Below are 15,986 nucleotides of genomic sequence, written 5' to 3'. Positions count from 1 at the left end.
AACTTTTACGCAACGCTAGTGAGGAAATTATAAAATTATTTAGGTGTGGATAACTGCATGTAGTTTTCTTAATCCAGCTCCAGCGCCTAGCCCCTCGAGTCGCTTCGATCCGCCCAATGAAGTCAAAGAACGACTTCATTGGGCGGCTCTCCAGCGCTTGTCGGGGCTGAACGAGGCGCTTGCGCTTTTTGTTCTTATTCCTCTTCTTTGTTGAACCATAATGGATCGTTATTATCCTCTTCTCCATTATAGTTAATGAAAATTTCTTCCCCGGCGCTGATATCACGATAGGCATAGAAATCAAATGTGTGATTGTCAAAATTGATTTCATACGTTGCGTTAGGCTCGTATGAGTGGTTGAATAACATTCCATATCCGAGGAGGAGTGCAGAATGGTTAATGCCATACTCGAAGGCATAATCCGCCAGCGCCGTTTTTTCTATATGGACATGCTGGTCGTTCGGATAGGATAGCACAGGAGCCTCATGGATTAATTCGCCTTTTGCAATATCACGCTTTGCGAATACCCCTCTATTGAATTCACCATCGCTAATTTCAGAAGTTTTAACTTCAATCATTTTTTTCACCTGCTCGCTCTATTACATTGTTGTTTTGTACCTTTTTAGCATGACGGTTTTTTGAAAAAAATGCAAACTTATATAAAATTATTGTTCATTCTGAACATTCCTTGACAGGGGAAATTAACCGTGCACGAGCTTATTCAATAATTTCCTTGGCCCGGAACTGATCCAATTTATCTTCTTAAAGAATGGACTGGCATTTGAGGCCAGTCCATCCTTACTTTTTTTTAATTTTTGAAGGGTTATTGATTTTATAAGCTACTGATACTTCGAGAAGCAAAGATTCATCTTCGACGTCCTTGCCTTTTGGAAGACTCTTTTTGACGATCTTGCCGTCGAATTCAAGCTGCTGTCCCGGCTCCAGTTCGTGTTTTTTCAGCGTTTTGCTGTGTGAGCCCCATGCAAGGCCAACCTCGATTGGTTCCTCCTGCTCGATCCTGACATTCTCGAACACGACTACTTCGTCATTATTCTCATTGAAATGGTTCCAGCTAAGTGCAAACTGCTTCACCGTCGCGGTAAAATGAACCTTTTCCTCTGGCAGCACTAATTTAGGAACCTTTTCCTTTTTTACTTTTTCCTTTTTTGCAGGCTTTTCTGCTTTTGCTTCTGTTGCCGCAGAAGCCGTTGCTTTAGGCTTCTCTTTCTTCACCTCTGCTGCTGCACTTTCATCACCTGAAGCTTGTGGGATGATTTCCTTCCCGAAGCTGGAAGACTGCATCTCCTTCAGGTATGCAGGTTGGATACAAGTTAAGTTCCCATCAGGGAATTCAATTACAAGAGTATTGAATTCAGCTGTTTCACCAAAGATTTCGTAACCCTTTATCGTCACAAGACAATGCTGATATCTGTCTTTGTACCAAAATTCCTTCTTCGTGCTCAAACCCCATTCTTTAACCTTCTCGAGATAATGAGCTTCATCCTCAAAGTCTTCGTACATGCCCTTAGGCGGGATATATTGAGTCAAATGCGACTGATTAGTGCCTGCAACTGAATTTGCCATCTGTCCACTTCCTTTCATGTCTATTTTACCGTTACACGACTAAGAAAAAAAGCGCCAGCCATTACTGGATGGTTGACAATGAAGCAGCTGCGAATTTCCTTATGGACAGAAAAGGAGGGAAGAATCCGATTCTTGTCCGTCATCAAGGCCATGACGGACAGGAAAGGAGGGAAGAACTCGATTCTTGTCCGTCATCAAGTCTATGACGGATAGAAATCGAGAGAAGAGCCCGATTATTGCCCGCCATCCATAGCCGGCCATATCTCTACTTGCACACATTTTGCTTTTACTAGATTCATGCCCTTCCGTTTTTGGCCAACCTTGAATTTATTAATTAAGAACTGGAACTTGAGGATAGCAAGGAGGAACATTATGGATACGAAGTATTTGAAAAAATGCATGAAGGAAATCAAGGTTACGAATCTTGAGAATGAGGATGTAGACGTTGTGAATAAGTCCCCTTTGGAGATGATCGGCAAAGGCCGTCAGGGGGCTGTTTTTAGATTGAGTGATGATATTTGTGTAAAGGTTTTCGGCAATGAAGAGGACTGTGAGCGGGAATATTACGCTCTTTCTCTCGGCCAGCAATCGGATCTTTTTCCGCGGCTTTATGCGAAGGGCGATTTGTACATTGCTATGGAAATCATCAAGGGTGTCGACGTGAGGGAGTATTTGCAGTCCCAGCCTTTGAGTGAGGAGCTGTCGCTGAAATTGATCCATATGCTGATCACTTTCAAGGAGATTGGCTATGACCGGATTGACCATCATAAAAGGCAGATCTATCTTCAGCCTGATGGCAGCCTGAAGGTGATTGATGTTGCCAGGGCCGTTTGGCGTGACAGGGTATATCCTTACCCTCGGAAACTGATGACTTCACTTGGTGAGAAGAATAAGAAGATTTTCCTGGAGCATGTGCATTCCCTGAAGCCGGAGCTTTATGAGGAATGGAAGTACTATATCGAGATGGAGAACATCTCCCGCGAAATCTATTACATTTTGCTTGAAGAGGAACCGGATAAGGAAAAATTACGGGAATTGAGCGATCGTCTGTTAACGACTTCTGATAAAAAGGTCCATCTGCGCCAGCTGGAGAACATGATGCACAAGGTGTTCAAGGAAGAGTGGGTGAAAACCATGCTTGCCCGCGGGGAAGACCCTGAAGCGGTCATGGATAAAATCGATGAATACTGGGAGGGAAGAGAAATGGGATTGGATCCTAAAAAGGCCAGCAAGCTAAAAGGCAAAAACAAGAAGCAGCGACAAATAGATTTATCTTCTTTTTTTAATAAAAGCGCTGAAAAAACGAACAGCCTTGCTGGAGACCCATCATGGGATAAAATCATGAAGAGCCTGGATAAGAAAAAGAAGAAAAAGAAACGGAAAAAGTAAGTGAGGATAGGAGGATGCCCAATCTATAGAGAGGAGATACCAGAATGAAAGTACTAGTAATCTGGCGCCTGCTGACTGTTGGCGGAGTGAACGCCGGGTGGAGGAATCGTTCCATCTATTTTAAAAAGCATGGAATTGATACCGAATTTTTGTATACGACTGACCATGGCGGTCTTCATATCATGGAGGATATTGCTCCAGTCTACCTGACGAAAGATGAAAACGAAATAGTAGGGATTATCCAAGCCAATCATTATGATGCGATTATCGTTGTCGATACGAAGGATGCCTATAAATGGATCCGCAAGGCGAAATATACAGGTCCAGTGATTATCGAAGCGCGTACCCCGGAAATTATCAAACTTCAGCCTCATTTAAAAAACTTCAGGGGAATTGAACCTGAAACCATCATTGTCCCTTCCAATTATCAAAAACGAGTCGTTTCCATATTAACTGAAACGAAACCAGTACAGGTGATTTATAACGGAGTGGATACATCATTCTTCCGCCCATTGAGGGAAAGGGAGATCGATTATCATCAAGCACCGGTGATGCCTGAGGGCAAGAAAATCATCGGTTGGATTGGCCGTGTGGATAAACGGAAAAACTGGCCGATGCTCCTGGAAGTAGCCAAAAGAATCAAGGCTGAACGAAATGATATTGAGTTCTGGGTGATCGGCGGTGCGCAAAGCGTCCAGCGGGAAGAATTCGCAGCGAAATGGCAGGAGGAAAACCTGACGGATATCGTCAAATGGCATCCTGTCATTCCTTATCAGCAAATGCCGCACGTCTACGCGAAAATCCGCAAATCGGGAGGCTGCACGCTGGCGACGACAAAGTCTGAATCCTTTGGCAACACCTTTATTGAGTCGATGGCATGTGGGGTACCAGTTGTAGCATCAAACATGATGCCGGTCACAGAGCTGGTCCTCCAGGAGAAGACTGGGATGCTCTACTACGGACAAAATGTCGATGATGCCGTCAAGAAGCTTTACTCCATCATTGACTCCCCTGATAGGCAGCAGCAGATGTCAAAAACAGCCATTCAGCATGTCCAACAGTATTTTGCAATTGAAGTCGTAGCTGATCAGTATATCGATCTATTGTATGAAATCGTCCATGAACGCGGGAATGGAGGGATCAGCTATGATTAAACCTGTGGCATACCGAAGGAAATTAGAAGGGAAATCGAATGCCCATCTCATTGCCTTTGATGATGGCAGAGATTATGTGGTGAAATTTTTACAGGAAGGGTTTGAAAAAACTTTGCCAAACGAATGGGTGGCCTATTGCCTGGCAAGATACCTCGGTTTGCCTGTTCCGTTTGCCATGCTGGTCGAAATCCCCGAAGAATTTACGGCAATGATTCCTGATTACAATCAATTTACTCCCACGCAGTTCCAATTTGCCTCTCTTTATGTACCGAACTGTCTTGACGGTCACCAGGTAAAGGGTGTTTCCGGGATTGTGAATGCAGAGACGCTGGCTGGCATCATCCTGCTAGATTATTGGCTTGGCAACAGGGATCGGACCCGCAAAAATATTCTTTTGGAGGAAGATGCGAAGGATATGTATCATTTGTGGATCATCGACCAGGCCGAGATTCTTGGGTCATATAATTGGGAGATTTCCAATCTTGAAAATTTGCCAACAGGATTAAGGAAAAGCGCAGCCCAGCAACTGATGGCAGCCTTCATAGAGCAGGAGGAGGAATTCTTTGAACACCTGGAGTTGATCCAGACTATCCCGATTTTTTTGATAGAGGAAATAGTCTCTACCATCCCTGACGACTGGATGGTTATGAAGGAAGAGAAAAAAGCGATGGTGGCGATGCTGTTGAAGCGGCGCAAGAAGGTCCTCCCAAAGCTGCTGCCCCGTTTTATAAAAAAAGTTTACAGGCCTCTTCGTGGATAGTCAGGTACCTATTAATTTTACCGTTAATAGTCTATTTGTAACCTGGTAGGCCTTTAACGTGTCGGGAGCTTGTTCCTTTGAATATAAAAGACTATGGAATTCAAAAGGGAGGCAGCATATGAAGATCCGAAAAGCGATTATCCCGGCAGCCGGGCTCGGGACACGATTTTTACCGGCAACAAAAGCACAGCCAAAGGAAATGCTGCCGATTGTTGATAAGCCGACCATCCAATATATCGTTGAGGAAGCAGTCGCCTCAGGGATCGAGGAAATCATTATCATCATCGGCAGGGGAAAGCGATCGATAGAGGATCATTTTGATAAATCCTATGAACTCGAAGATGCGTTATTAAAAAAGAATAAGCTTGATATTTTAGAAGAGGTCCAAAATATTTCAAGCCTGGCAAATATCTATTATGTCAGGCAAAAGGAAGCGCTGGGGCTGGGACACGCCATCCTTTGCGCCCGAAGCTTCATCGGCAATGAGCCGTTCGCCGTTTTGCTTGGCGATGACATCGTGATGTCCGAAACCCCATGCTTGAAGCAAATCATCAATGTATTCGAATACTGCAATAGCTCTGTCGTAGCCATTCAAAGCGTTGCTGATAGCGATGTCAGCAAATATGGGATCATCAAGCCAAAGGGTGCGAACCTGGAGCCGAATCTGTTCTATATCGATTCGCTGGTAGAAAAGCCGTCGCAAGATGAGGCACCTTCAAACTATGCGATTATGGGCCGTTATGTACTGAGACCGGAAATATTTGATGTGCTGGCTAATCTTCCAGCGGGCCATGGTGGAGAGCTTCAGCTGACGGATGCTATCAATGAGCTTACTAAACGTCAGGCAGTCCTGGCCTGTAATTTCGATGGCAAGAGATATGATATCGGGGATAAAATCGGTTTCATCAAGGCAACGGTGGACTTCGCACTCCAAAGGGAAGATACAAGGGATGATGTCATTCAGTATTTAAAGGATGTCTATGAGATGACGGGCATGAAGAGAGTGGGTGACTGACATGAAGGTCGCTGTACTTGGCACAGGTTATGTAGGATTATCAACTGGAGTCTGCCTCGCTGAAATCGGCCACGAAGTAGTTTGCATAGACGTTGATGAAAGGAAAATAGATACCCTCAAACAAGGAAAGTCCCCGATATATGAACCGGAACTTGAAGAACTTCTTATTAGAAACTCCACCGAAGGAAGATTGGCCTTCACTACTTCACATCAGCAAGGATTAAGCGAAGCGGAAATCATCATCATTGCCGTCGGTACACCCCAGTGTGATGATGGGCAGGCAGATTTGAGCTTTCTTGAGCAAGCCGCAAAGGACCTTGCTGAACATATCGGATGGGATTGTATTGTTGTCATTAAAAGTACGGTGCCGGTGGGAACGAATGAATATTTGAAGCAACTGTTACAAAAGCAGCTGAACAATAACGTTGAAGTCAAGATGGTCTCCAACCCGGAGTTTCTGCGGCAAGGTTCAGCTATCCAGGATACCTTGAATGCAGACAGGATCATCATCGGCTCTGACGATGCGAGTGCCTCTGAAAAAATCCAGGAGATGTACCGGCCGCTAAACGTTCCATTGTTACTGACGGATGTAAGAAGCGCAGAAATGATCAAATACGCCTCGAATGCTTTTTTGGCAACGAAAATCAGCTTTATCAATGGAATTGCCAATCTTTGTGAAGCCGTAGGAGCAGACGTGGAAGATGTGGCGAAAGGGATGGGCTACGATAAGCGGATTGGAGCCGCTTTTTTAAAAGCAGGAATAGGGTATGGCGGCTCTTGTTTCCCTAAGGATGTAAAAGCGCTGCTGCACACATCCAGGGAGCGTGGTATTCCGTTTTCACTATTGGAAGAGACGATTGCCATCAATGAACATCAGCAAGAACTGCTTGTAGGAAAAGCATTAAAACGTTTCGGAGTATTAAAGGGGATGAAAATCGCCATGCTCGGTCTTTCCTTCAAGCCGGAAACGGATGACATGAGAGAAGCACCGTCGATAAAAATTGCACGTGCTTTAACTGCTGCAGGCGCTAAGGTTGCGGCCTGCGACCCAGTTGCAGCCGGAAACGCCAGGAAAGTCATAGGGGATGTCATCATCTATGTTGACTCAGCATTGGAAGCTGCAAGAGATGCAGATGCCTTGTTTATTGTCACTGAGTGGGAAGAGTTCAGACAGCTGGATTTCAAAGCTGTATTGGATGTTATGAAACAGAGAATCATCTTTGATGGCAGGAACTGTATAGATGAAGCGATTCTCAAAGCGTGCGGGCAAGTTGAATATTATCCAGTCGGGAGGCCGGCGGTTATTATGAAAGATAAGCAAATATAAACTTAACATCGAGAATTGTCCAGCTCCAGCGCCTAGCCCCTCGAGTCGCTTCGGTCCTGCCAATGAAGTCAAAGAACGACTTCACCGTCAGGCCCTCCAGCGCTTGTCGGGGCTAACCAAGGCGCTTACGCTTTTCTTTTGAGGGAATGATTAAAATCATTCCTTTTTTATTTAATTTTGGAATGTTACTAACTTGATAATGAGGTAATCCTCAAAGAGTTTTTTAAAATGAAAGAACAGGGAATAGTAAGGGTGATTTAAAAATGCTCTTTTCTCAAACTTTGTTGCTATTAAATACCAAATTGCAGTGAAGGGCCTATATTCCTTCGTAAAGTTGACGCTTCTTATGAGAAAAGAGCATGCAAACTTAATACCGACCTGCAAAATGGGTATATATTACGTTAAAATCGGCTTTAAGATTTTAACAAAAATCTTTACGAAAACCAGCCTTTAAAAAAGCACGGGAGGGAACCTGATTCGTGAAGTTTAATCTGCAGCTTTTAACCGCCTTTTTTGGCTCGTTATTCGGTTTTATCATAATGTCTTACTTGGTACAGGCTGAACATCTTGTTATGTTCGACAGGGTTGTTATGGATGGGGTGCAGGGGCTCGAAGCAGATGGCCTGACAGCAGCCATGAAACTCTTTACCTATATTGGCTCTTTAAAATTCATCGTGATCCTGACCATTCCACTATTTCTATTTCTTTTTTACGTGTTAAAACACAAACTGGAAATCCTCGTTTTCCTGTCTGTTGTATATATTACACCGATTTTGAACAGACTGCTTAAACTCTATTTTCATCGAGAACGCCCGGATTTCCACAGGCTGATTGAAATAGGAGGATACAGTTTTCCGAGCGGCCATGCGATGAATGCTTTTTCTTTCTACAGTATCCTTGCTTTCCTGCTCTGGCGTCATGTACCAACCCGCATGGGGAGAATCGCTGTCATCCTCCTAAGTACCTTCATGATTATAGCAATTGGGTCGAGCAGGGTTTATTTAGGCGTGCATTATCCAAGTGATATTATCGGAGGTTTTCTTGCCAGCGGACTATGGGTCGCGGCTGTTATCTGGTTCTTTCAAAGGTATAAAGAAAAGACGGAAATACGTGTACGGGCACACTGAAAATATGCCTGTTTTTTCGTTTCATACGTCCTGAGAACGGGAATGAAAAAGAAAGACACTGAAATGGATTACATATCATATTTCTCTCACATTTATAGTGTATAAAAGATTAAGTCAAAGGCTTGTGCAAAAATGTGATTTATTGAACAAACTTTAGGAGTGACTTTATGTATAAAAAACAAGAAAGAGTGCTTATGTGGCTGGCCTTTATTGTGGCTGCAATCATGGGAGTGTCTCTTATCGGACGAATTTTTGCTGGATAGAAAAGGGGTATTGAAGAATGGGGAATGAAGAATCAGTCTTTTTCAGCCGTGTTTTAACAGAGCTTACATTGTCCTTCCATATTATTTATGCCACCATCGGAGTGGGAATTCCGCTGATGATCATGATCGCTCAGTGGTTGGGAATCAGGAAGCAGGATGAGCATTATATCCTGCTTGCAAGAAGATGGACGCGCGGCTTTGTCATCACCGTTGCGGTCGGCGTTGTGACGGGGACGGCCATTGGCTTGCAATTGTCATTGCTATGGCCTAATTTTATGGAACTGGCGGGCAATGTGATTGCTCTCCCTCTGTTCATGGAAACATTCGCATTTTTCTTTGAAGCGATTTTTCTTGGCATTTATCTATATACTTGGGACCGGTTTGAGAATCAGAAGAAACATTTGCTGCTATTGATTCCAGTAGCGGTGGGAGCATCCTTTTCAGCCGTGTTCATCACAATCGTCAATGCGTTCATGAATGCGCCGCAAGGCTTCGATCTTGTCAACGGACAGCTGGTCAATATCAACCCAGTTCTGGCCATGTTCAATCCGGCGATGCCGACAAAGGTTGCTCATGTGCTGGCGACGGCTTATATGACATCAGCATTTGTACTTGCTTCGATTGGCGCATTCCGGCTTTTAAAAGGATCGGATCATATCTACCATAAAAAAGCGTTATTTTTAACGATGAAAATCGGCCTTATCTTTTCGATTGCGGCTGCAGTGATAGGGGATTTCTCAGGTAAATACCTCGCTGAATACCAGCCGGAAAAGCTGGCGGCAGCGGAATGGCACTTCGAGACACATGAGGGGGCGCCGTTGATGTTGTATGGTGTTCTCGACGATGGCGAAGTAAAATATGCGCTTAAAATCCCATATGCACTCAGTATTCTCGCTCACAGCGATCCTAAAGCAGAAGTGATTGGCCTGAATGAATTTCCTGAAGACGAAATCCCGCCATTGTATATCCATTATTTGTTTGATGGAATGGTGACAATCGGGATGTGGATGATGGCCCTGTCGCTTGTCTATGTGGTCGGTGTGTGGATGAAATGGAGTTTTATCAGAACAAGATGGTACCGCTGGCTGATTGTATTCGGCGGACCGTTGTCCATGGTGGCGATCGAACTTGGCTGGTGGTTCGCTGAAGTAGGAAGACAGCCTTGGATCCTCCGGGGAATCATGAAAGTTGAGGATGCGGCAACGACCAGCGGACAGGTCGATTTAATGCTGCTCCTGTTTGCAGGGTTATACTTGATCCTTGCCATTGGCAGCACCGTTGTGCTGACCAGGATGTTCCGGAAAAATACAGTTGAACAGGAACTGGCAGACAGGGAACTGGAGAAGGAAGGTGAGTTTCGATGACACTTGAAATTATAGGGATTTCGGTTCTTTGGCTCTTTCTCTTTGGGTATGTCATCGTCGCCTCCATCGATTTCGGAGCAGGATTTTTCAATGCCTATAGCCTTTTCAGGGGAAAGCAGCATATCCTGACAGGGATTATCCAGCGTTATTTATCGCCTGTTTGGGAAGTCACGAATGTATTCCTGGTATTTTTCTTTGTGGGAATTGTCGGGTTCTTTCCTAAAACAGCTTACTACTACGGAACGATCCTGCTTGTGCCGGCCAGCATTGGAGTAGTTTTGCTCGCCATTCGCGGAGCTTATTACGCCTTCACCACATACGGTGGATTGAAGCACAAGAGATATACGTATTTATATGGACTTACCGGCTTGTTCATCCCGGCCTCCTTATCGATTGTACTGACGATTTCAGAGGGAGGATTCGTGGAAGAGACTGGATCGGGTGTGGAATTGGACTACTGGGCCCTGTTCACCAGCCCATTGACATGGAGTATTGTCGTCCTTAGTCTGGCGGCAGTTCTATATATATCTGCCGTCTTTTTAACCTGGTATGCGAATAAGGCACAGGATGAACCTGCAACAGAGCTGCTCCGGAAATATGCTTTAATTTGGTCTGTGCCTGCAATCGTGACGGCAACTGGCATCATCGTGGAACTCAAAGGCCATAATCCTGAGCATTACAGCAGGCTGGTAGATTTATCGTGGCTGTTTGCCATTTCTTTCATCCTGTTTTTAGGAACAGTGTATCTGATCGGGAAACGCAAGTCATACGGAGTGGCGTTCGGACTATTGACCGGGCAATTCTTTGTTGCTTTCTTTGCTTATGGCGTTTCCCATTACCCGTATCTGTTATATCCGTTTCTCAGCATTTACGACAGCTTTACAAATGAAGCGATGGCGATTGCGCTCATTATTGCGTTCATAGCAGGGCTGGGGCTTCTGCTTCCATCACTATACTTGCTGCTGAAATTGTTTTTATTCAATAAAGATTATGTCCAGGGGAAAAGGAATGACCATGCATAGGAGGTTGGCCAAATGGCAGAATTCACAATGTTTTACGCACCTTTCATTGTCATAATTGCATCGATTGCCGCCTCATTCTGGCTGGCAGGGAAGGATGAAAAGGTGGAATAAATTCAAAAGAGCTGTCTTCCAAGATGTGGATGACAGCTCTTTTTGCATTATGAAAGCTTACGCCACAAGGACGTACTCGACACAACTGAGTCATTTTCAATGATGGCATAGGCAGCATTTGTAATCGCTTCAGGCAGGTTTTCGCCGGTACCTTTGAACTGGTTAAAAGCGGCCTCGGAAACTCCATTAGATGAGAATTTGTAGCCTAACTTCTCCAGTCTCTCAACAACCAGCATCGCATGGACAAGGTTATGCTCCGGCTGGAATTCAGAATCATTGATGAATACACCTTTTTCATAGTCGAACCAGCGATCCCATCGGTTAAGCTTCCAGCCCAGAATCCTCCGTGCAATTGCATCTGTTTTAGTCATTCGTTCTACCTCTCCCTTAATTATTGTTATATAACAGATTATTTAAATAAATTATATTACATAACAGAATCGTTGTGCAATGACAAAGATTTAATTTCTGATATTTTATTTTTAAAAATTGAGCATCTTAAAAATGGGGGTGACAAACATGAATGAAAAAGAAATCAGCCAGCCTAATGTAAGGCTGGGCGGAAAGATCGCTAAGGAAAAAGGCCGCACGAACGGCGAGTTAGGAAATGACCAGGACATCAAATCTGCCAAAAGCCGTAAAAAATAAGAAAGAGGGATGACCATGACAAACCGTAATGATAACCGCGAGCGTAAAAACAAATATCCTAACAATAAAGAGCGAAATATATCTAAAGATGTGAATATCCGAAGCGAAATGACTAAAAAGGATTTAAAGGAATAACAGGAAGGGGGATTTCCCCCTTTTTAAAGCAAGGTGTCAGCCAATAAGGCGTATGTATTTATCTTATCCTCGAAGCTATACAAATTATTGATAATCATGAACTCCTCCGTGCTGTATACTTCGCTAAGCCTCAAAAGTTCGTCTCTTACTTTTTCTGGTGTTCCTATAATCATCCGTTTACGATTTTCGATGATCTTAGATCGATCGCTAACTGTTAATGAAGTATTCCTCGCCTCCTCCAGCGACGGAATACGCGTATCCATCCCCTTTTCTACTCGCAAAAGCCATAAATCCTGGGTCAAAGCCAGTTCTTCAGCCTTATCCTGGGTTTCCGCGCAAACGACGAATACACAGGCATTTGCTTTAGGCTTATCCAGTAAAGGCGAAGGTTGAAACTCCCGATAATATTGTTCCAGAGCTCGTTTACCATTAACCGGCGTTATGAAGTGGCCATAGGTAAAGGCTGTCCCGTTTTCTGCTGCGAGTCTTGCACCACGATGTGTAATCCCTAATAGCCATAATTCAGGAGAGCCGGGCATCTCTGGGTAGGCTTTTACCTGTTGATATGGGTGGTCTCCAGGTAAGTCATTTCTTAAAAATCCCTGCAGGTCTTTAACCTGTTTCGGAAATTCATTAAGACTTTTCCGCAGCCCATCAGTCAATGCCAGCCTTGTCGTGGCTGACCCGCCTGGAGAGCGACCTATTCCCGCATCAATCCGGTTGGGGAATAACGCCTCCAGAACTTTGAAGTTTTCCGCCACTTTATAAGGGCTGTACTGCGGGAGCAGAACACCTCCCGAACCTACTCTGATTTTTCGAGTCCTGGATGCTATATGGGAAATCAGCACTTCTGGAGAGGAACCAGCGATGCCATTAGTATTATGATGCTCTGCCACCCAGAACCTGGTATACCCAAGATCCTCAGTAATTTTTGCCAGCTCCACCGTTTTTCTTAAAGCCTGGCCAGCTGAATCCCCTTTGCTGATGACAGATTGGTCAAGAACACTTAATTTCATTTTAACACCTCTCTAAAAAGTTGATTTCTCCCATATGGAAACAAATTGTGAATTGAGCAGACCTTCAGTTTTTTAGTGACCACTAATTATAAATCTAACGGACAAGAATTGCGAAAAGGCCGCTGGTATTGTCCGATAGAGCCATTCTAACGGACAAAAATTGTGAAAAAGCTTTTGGTATTGTCCGATAGAGCCCTTCTAACGGACGAGAATTGCGAAAAACCCTTTGGTGTTGTCCGATAGAGCCCTTCTAATGGACAAAACTGTGAAGATGCCGCTGGTATTGTCCGATAAAGCCCTTCTATTGGACACAAAACACGAATACACTGTCCGGCTTGTCCAATAGAGTTTTTTCAACAGTATTCCCCGTTCGGCTAGAGACAAACTAATACTAGCCAACTGGGAATCACCACTTTTGGAAGCGATAGTTCTTCCATCATCAATGTGTAAAAGCGCCAAGGCCTTCAAACTTGATAGATTAGGGTGACAATAACGGTAAAAATTATTAGAATATTAATAGATTTATAATAATTTATTACCGGGGGAGTCATGAAACGAAAAAAACTTCCAATGTCCTTGCAAACGAAAATCATAGGCTCGAATATTGTTAATACGGTATTTATCATCTCCATTTTCCTTTTCATTTCATTGGTGATTGAATATAAGCAGGTTGAAAAGCAAAGAGGAAACCAGGCGCTTCAATTGGCTAGAACTGTAGCTTCGATGCCTACAGTTATTATGGCTTTTGAGCATGATGATCCCTCTAAAACACTTCAGCCACTCATGAATCAAATCAGGAGAGAAACAGGAGCGCAATTCATCGTTGTGGGAAATAAAGACGGGCTCAGGTATGCTCATCCAGATGAGAAGAAACTTGGCTTGTCAATGGTTGGAGGAGATAACAGCCCTGCATTAAAAGGTGAGTTTTATATTTCAAAGGCGAAGGGGTCGCTTGGCCAGTCAATTCGGGGAAAGGGTCCAATCAGAAATCAGCAAGGCGAGATAGTCGGTATCGTTTCAGTTGGCTATATGATCGCTGACCTGAAAGAGGACGCTTTTCAGAGGGGCAAGGAAATTGGGCTCATTTCATTAATCGTTGTGATGATTGGAATTGTCGCAAGCTATCTTTTGGCTAAAAACATCCGGAGGACAACTCTAGGATTGGAGCCACATCAAATGACGTCGTTGTATCTTGAGCGGAATGCAATTCTCTATTCGATAAAAGAAGGGATTATCTCAGTCGATAAAGATGGTTATATTACAATGATTAACCAGTCTGCTAAGGAACTATTAGATATAAAAGAGGACAGCTTAAATCAGAAAATAGAAACCATTATCCCAAATACCGGTGTCTATCGTGTTCTGGAATCAGGAAAACCGGATCGTGATCATGAAATCACATTAAGAAATAGAGATATGATCATTAACCGCACTCCAATTTTTGAAAACGGTGAAGTAATCGGGGTAGTATCAACATTTCGGGATAAAACAGAAATCAATAAAATGCTCGAGACTTTGACTGAAGTACAAAGGTATTCTGAGGATTTACGTGCCCAAACACATGAATTTTCCAACAAGCTTTATGTGCTATCAGGTTTGCTCCAGTTGGGCAAGCATGATGAGGCAATTGAAATGATCCAGGCAGAATCGGAAGTTCATGAAAGTCAGAACAAAATTATTTTTGACCAAATCTTTGATACGAAAATCCAGGCACTATTATTAGGTAAACTGGGAAAAGCTTCTGAGAAAAAAATTCAGTTCATTATTGATGAGAATAGCAGTATGGGTCCGCTGCCCGCACATATTCCCTATACAGATGTAATATCGATCATCGGGAACCTGATTGACAATGCTTTCGATGCTGTAGAAGGGAACAAAACGGGTGAGGTGACATTTTTCGCAATTGATCTTGGTGAGGACTTGATCATTGAAGTATATGATAATGGACCGGGGATTCCGGCCAAGGAAACAGATAAAATATTCGAAACAGGCTTTTCTACGAAAGGTGAAGAAAATCGTGGCTACGGCCTGGCAATTGTAAAGCAGGCAATTGACAAACTTCATGGAAACATTGAGGTGGAATCTAAACCAGGCAAAGGATCGATATTAACCGTTTACCTGCCGAAAAAAAGGCACAATGTTGCAAATTAGGGACTACAGGAAGATTGAGAACACAGAGAGAAGGGGTGATGGTGATGATCAAGGCAGCTATTGCTGAAGATGATTTCAGGGTTGCATCAATTCATGAACAGTTTTTAGAGAAAATTGATGGTATTGCGGTCGTTGGTAAAGCATTGAATGCAAAGGAAACCGTTGAGCTTTTGGAAAATAAAGAAGTAGATGTATTATTGCTGGATAACTATCTTCCGGACCGTAACGGTGTATCAATGCTGCCAGTTTTAAGAAAAAGGTTCGAGAATTTGGATATTATCTTGATTACTGCTTCTACGGAACGTAAAGTAGTGGAACCTTCGATCCGCAATGGAGTAGTTGATTATATAGTAAAGCCGGTCACTTTTGAACGATTCAAGGAAGCTCTGGAAAAGGTGGTAAGGCGCAGGGAATTAATGGAGTCGAATGAAGAATTTAACCAGGCTGTAATCGACCAGGTATTTACCGGAGGGCAGGCTGTCGGAGAAACCGATTTTCTGCCAAAAGGAATCGACCCGTTAACTCTTGAAAAAGTAGAGGAAACATTAAGTTCATTAACAAGTGGCATTAACGCGGAGGATTTAAGTGAACATTTAGGTGCGTCAAGAACAACGGCCAGAAGATATTTGGAATACTTAATTTCTGTAGGCAAGGCAAAGGCTGAACTGGAATACGGAATTGTTGGAAGGCCCGAGCGAAAATACTATTTGATTTGATGCATCTCCTTTTAAGGAGATGTTTTTTATATGCATTTCAATATTTGCAATCCAATTTGGAAAGCCTCATGAACAAAATGAACAAAATACCCAAAAAGATTTTTATGCAAGTAAAATTGTAAACGGTTACATTTTAATTATTCTGAATTAATATAGCGTTTAGGATGGAAGTTTGATCTTTACGGTAGTGTCAAAAGTTCTATG

General features: G+C 43.4%; 17 protein-coding genes. 13 read left to right on the top strand and 4 right to left on the bottom strand.

Annotated elements, in window-relative coordinates:
• Positions 1-194: 194 nt before the first annotated feature.
• Both J7E32_RS21785 and J7E32_RS21780 read right to left on the bottom strand, forming a co-directional pair.
• A complete protein-coding gene (locus tag J7E32_RS21785) occupies positions 195-578 on the bottom strand; it encodes an SET domain-containing protein (protein ID WP_214911662.1) in 384 nt (127 codons plus the stop codon).
• 220 nt (positions 579-798) lie between these two features.
• On the bottom strand, positions 799-1,584 hold the full coding sequence (locus J7E32_RS21780; RefSeq protein WP_286183694.1) for a hypothetical protein: 786 nt from the start codon (positions 1,582-1,584) through the stop codon (positions 799-801).
• Between the two features lie 78 nt (positions 1,585-1,662).
• On the opposite strand from J7E32_RS21780, the gene J7E32_RS23090 reads away from it, so the two are divergent.
• The 10 genes from J7E32_RS23090 (at position 1,663) to cydS (ending at position 11,116) form a co-directional block, all read left to right on the top strand.
• On the top strand, positions 1,663-1,797 hold the full coding sequence (locus tag J7E32_RS23090; RefSeq protein ID WP_286183693.1) for a hypothetical protein: 135 nt from the start codon (positions 1,663-1,665) through the stop codon (positions 1,795-1,797).
• Positions 1,798-1,956: 159 nt separating this feature from the next.
• The gene (locus tag J7E32_RS21775) at positions 1,957-2,973 is read left to right on the top strand and encodes a serine/threonine-protein kinase (RefSeq protein WP_214911660.1); all 1,017 of its coding nucleotides are present in this window, start codon (positions 1,957-1,959) and stop codon (positions 2,971-2,973) included.
• A 44-nt stretch (positions 2,974-3,017) separates the two neighbouring features.
• Positions 3,018-4,127 (top strand): glycosyltransferase family 4 protein, encoded by a 1,110-nt coding sequence (locus J7E32_RS21770; protein WP_214911659.1) that lies wholly within the window; start codon positions 3,018-3,020, stop codon positions 4,125-4,127.
• A complete protein-coding gene (locus J7E32_RS21765) occupies positions 4,120-4,887 on the top strand; it encodes a HipA domain-containing protein (RefSeq protein WP_214911658.1) in 768 nt (255 codons plus the stop codon). Before J7E32_RS21770 ends, J7E32_RS21765 begins: the two co-directional genes overlap by 8 nt.
• 118 nt (positions 4,888-5,005) lie before the next feature.
• Positions 5,006-5,902: a UTP--glucose-1-phosphate uridylyltransferase GalU gene (gene galU / locus J7E32_RS21760; RefSeq protein ID WP_214911657.1), complete on the top strand. Its 897-nt coding sequence runs from the start codon at positions 5,006-5,008 to the stop codon at positions 5,900-5,902.
• A 1-nt stretch (position 5,903) separates the two neighbouring features.
• Positions 5,904-7,229, top strand: a complete 1,326-nt coding sequence (locus tag J7E32_RS21755; RefSeq protein WP_214911665.1) for a UDP-glucose dehydrogenase family protein — start codon at positions 5,904-5,906, stop codon at positions 7,227-7,229.
• Positions 7,230-7,708: 479 nt separating this feature from the next.
• Positions 7,709-8,356: a phosphatase PAP2 family protein gene (locus J7E32_RS21750; protein ID WP_353654095.1), complete on the top strand. Its 648-nt coding sequence runs from the start codon at positions 7,709-7,711 to the stop codon at positions 8,354-8,356.
• Positions 8,357-8,636: 280 nt separating this feature from the next.
• Positions 8,637-9,983: a cytochrome ubiquinol oxidase subunit I gene (locus J7E32_RS21745; RefSeq protein WP_214911656.1), complete on the top strand. Its 1,347-nt coding sequence runs from the start codon at positions 8,637-8,639 to the stop codon at positions 9,981-9,983.
• Positions 9,980-11,005 (top strand): cytochrome d ubiquinol oxidase subunit II, encoded by a 1,026-nt coding sequence (locus J7E32_RS21740; protein WP_214911655.1) that lies wholly within the window; start codon positions 9,980-9,982, stop codon positions 11,003-11,005. The genes J7E32_RS21745 and J7E32_RS21740 overlap by 4 nt, the downstream gene beginning before the upstream one ends.
• A 12-nt stretch (positions 11,006-11,017) precedes the next feature.
• Positions 11,018-11,116, top strand: a complete 99-nt coding sequence (gene cydS / locus J7E32_RS23355; protein WP_396654820.1) for a cytochrome bd oxidase small subunit CydS family protein — start codon at positions 11,018-11,020, stop codon at positions 11,114-11,116.
• Positions 11,117-11,163: 47 nt separating this feature from the next.
• On the opposite strand, the gene J7E32_RS21735 is transcribed toward cydS, so the two are convergent.
• The gene (locus J7E32_RS21735; RefSeq protein ID WP_214911654.1) at positions 11,164-11,487 is read right to left on the bottom strand and encodes a BC1872 family protein; all 324 of its coding nucleotides are present in this window, start codon (positions 11,485-11,487) and stop codon (positions 11,164-11,166) included.
• Between the two features lie 148 nt (positions 11,488-11,635).
• On the opposite strand from J7E32_RS21735, the gene J7E32_RS23085 reads away from it, so the two are divergent.
• On the top strand, positions 11,636-11,764 hold the full coding sequence (locus J7E32_RS23085) for a hypothetical protein (protein ID WP_286183691.1): 129 nt from the start codon (positions 11,636-11,638) through the stop codon (positions 11,762-11,764).
• A gap of 158 nt (positions 11,765-11,922) precedes the next feature.
• On the opposite strand, the gene J7E32_RS21730 is transcribed toward J7E32_RS23085, so the two are convergent.
• Positions 11,923-12,915 carry an LLM class flavin-dependent oxidoreductase gene (locus tag J7E32_RS21730; RefSeq protein ID WP_214911653.1) on the bottom strand — a complete coding sequence of 331 codons (993 nt, stop codon included), beginning with the start codon at positions 12,913-12,915 and terminating at the stop codon, positions 11,923-11,925.
• A gap of 549 nt (positions 12,916-13,464) precedes the next feature.
• Between J7E32_RS21730 and J7E32_RS21725 the strand changes: the two genes are divergently transcribed.
• Together J7E32_RS21725 and J7E32_RS21720 are read left to right on the top strand one after the other, a co-directional pair.
• Positions 13,465-15,066 carry an ATP-binding protein gene (locus J7E32_RS21725; protein ID WP_214911652.1) on the top strand — a complete coding sequence of 534 codons (1,602 nt, stop codon included), beginning with the start codon at positions 13,465-13,467 and terminating at the stop codon, positions 15,064-15,066.
• Between the two features lie 44 nt (positions 15,067-15,110).
• On the top strand, positions 15,111-15,782 hold the full coding sequence (locus tag J7E32_RS21720; RefSeq protein ID WP_214911663.1) for a response regulator: 672 nt from the start codon (positions 15,111-15,113) through the stop codon (positions 15,780-15,782).
• Positions 15,783-15,986 lie beyond the last annotated feature (204 nt).

Origin of the sequence: Bacillus sp. ISL-55 (assembly GCF_018613155.1) — a bacterium.
Taxonomy (GTDB): domain Bacteria; phylum Bacillota; class Bacilli; order Bacillales; family Cytobacillaceae; genus Mesobacillus.
This window is presented reverse-complemented; position numbering and strand designations above follow the sequence as displayed.

Bases quoted from the DNA above. Each gene is read 5' to 3' on its own strand.
- J7E32_RS21765 (WP_214911658.1), top strand. From the start codon at position 4,120: ATGATTAAACCTGTGGCATACCGAAGGAAATTAGAAGGGAAATCGAAT.
- J7E32_RS21730 (WP_214911653.1), bottom strand. From the start codon at position 12,915: ATGAAATTAAGTGTTCTTGACCAATCTGTCATCAGCAAAGGGGATTCA.
- J7E32_RS21775 (WP_214911660.1), top strand. From the start codon at position 1,957: ATGGATACGAAGTATTTGAAAAAATGCATGAAGGAAATCAAGGTTACG.
- J7E32_RS21780 (WP_286183694.1), bottom strand. From the start codon at position 1,584: ATGGCAAATTCAGTTGCAGGCACTAATCAGTCGCATTTGACTCAATAT.
- J7E32_RS21725 (WP_214911652.1), top strand. From the start codon at position 13,465: ATGAAACGAAAAAAACTTCCAATGTCCTTGCAAACGAAAATCATAGGC.
- J7E32_RS21785 (WP_214911662.1), bottom strand. From the start codon at position 578: ATGATTGAAGTTAAAACTTCTGAAATTAGCGATGGTGAATTCAATAGA.
- J7E32_RS21740 (WP_214911655.1), top strand. From the start codon at position 9,980: ATGACACTTGAAATTATAGGGATTTCGGTTCTTTGGCTCTTTCTCTTT.
- galU (WP_214911657.1), top strand. From the start codon at position 5,006: ATGAAGATCCGAAAAGCGATTATCCCGGCAGCCGGGCTCGGGACACGA.
- J7E32_RS21770 (WP_214911659.1), top strand. From the start codon at position 3,018: ATGAAAGTACTAGTAATCTGGCGCCTGCTGACTGTTGGCGGAGTGAAC.
- J7E32_RS21755 (WP_214911665.1), top strand. From the start codon at position 5,904: ATGAAGGTCGCTGTACTTGGCACAGGTTATGTAGGATTATCAACTGGA.
- J7E32_RS23085 (WP_286183691.1), top strand. From the start codon at position 11,636: ATGAATGAAAAAGAAATCAGCCAGCCTAATGTAAGGCTGGGCGGAAAG.
- J7E32_RS23090 (WP_286183693.1), top strand. From the start codon at position 1,663: ATGAAGCAGCTGCGAATTTCCTTATGGACAGAAAAGGAGGGAAGAATC.
- J7E32_RS21720 (WP_214911663.1), top strand. From the start codon at position 15,111: ATGATCAAGGCAGCTATTGCTGAAGATGATTTCAGGGTTGCATCAATT.
- J7E32_RS21735 (WP_214911654.1), bottom strand. From the start codon at position 11,487: ATGACTAAAACAGATGCAATTGCACGGAGGATTCTGGGCTGGAAGCTT.
- J7E32_RS21745 (WP_214911656.1), top strand. From the start codon at position 8,637: ATGGGGAATGAAGAATCAGTCTTTTTCAGCCGTGTTTTAACAGAGCTT.
- cydS (WP_396654820.1), top strand. From the start codon at position 11,018: ATGGCAGAATTCACAATGTTTTACGCACCTTTCATTGTCATAATTGCA.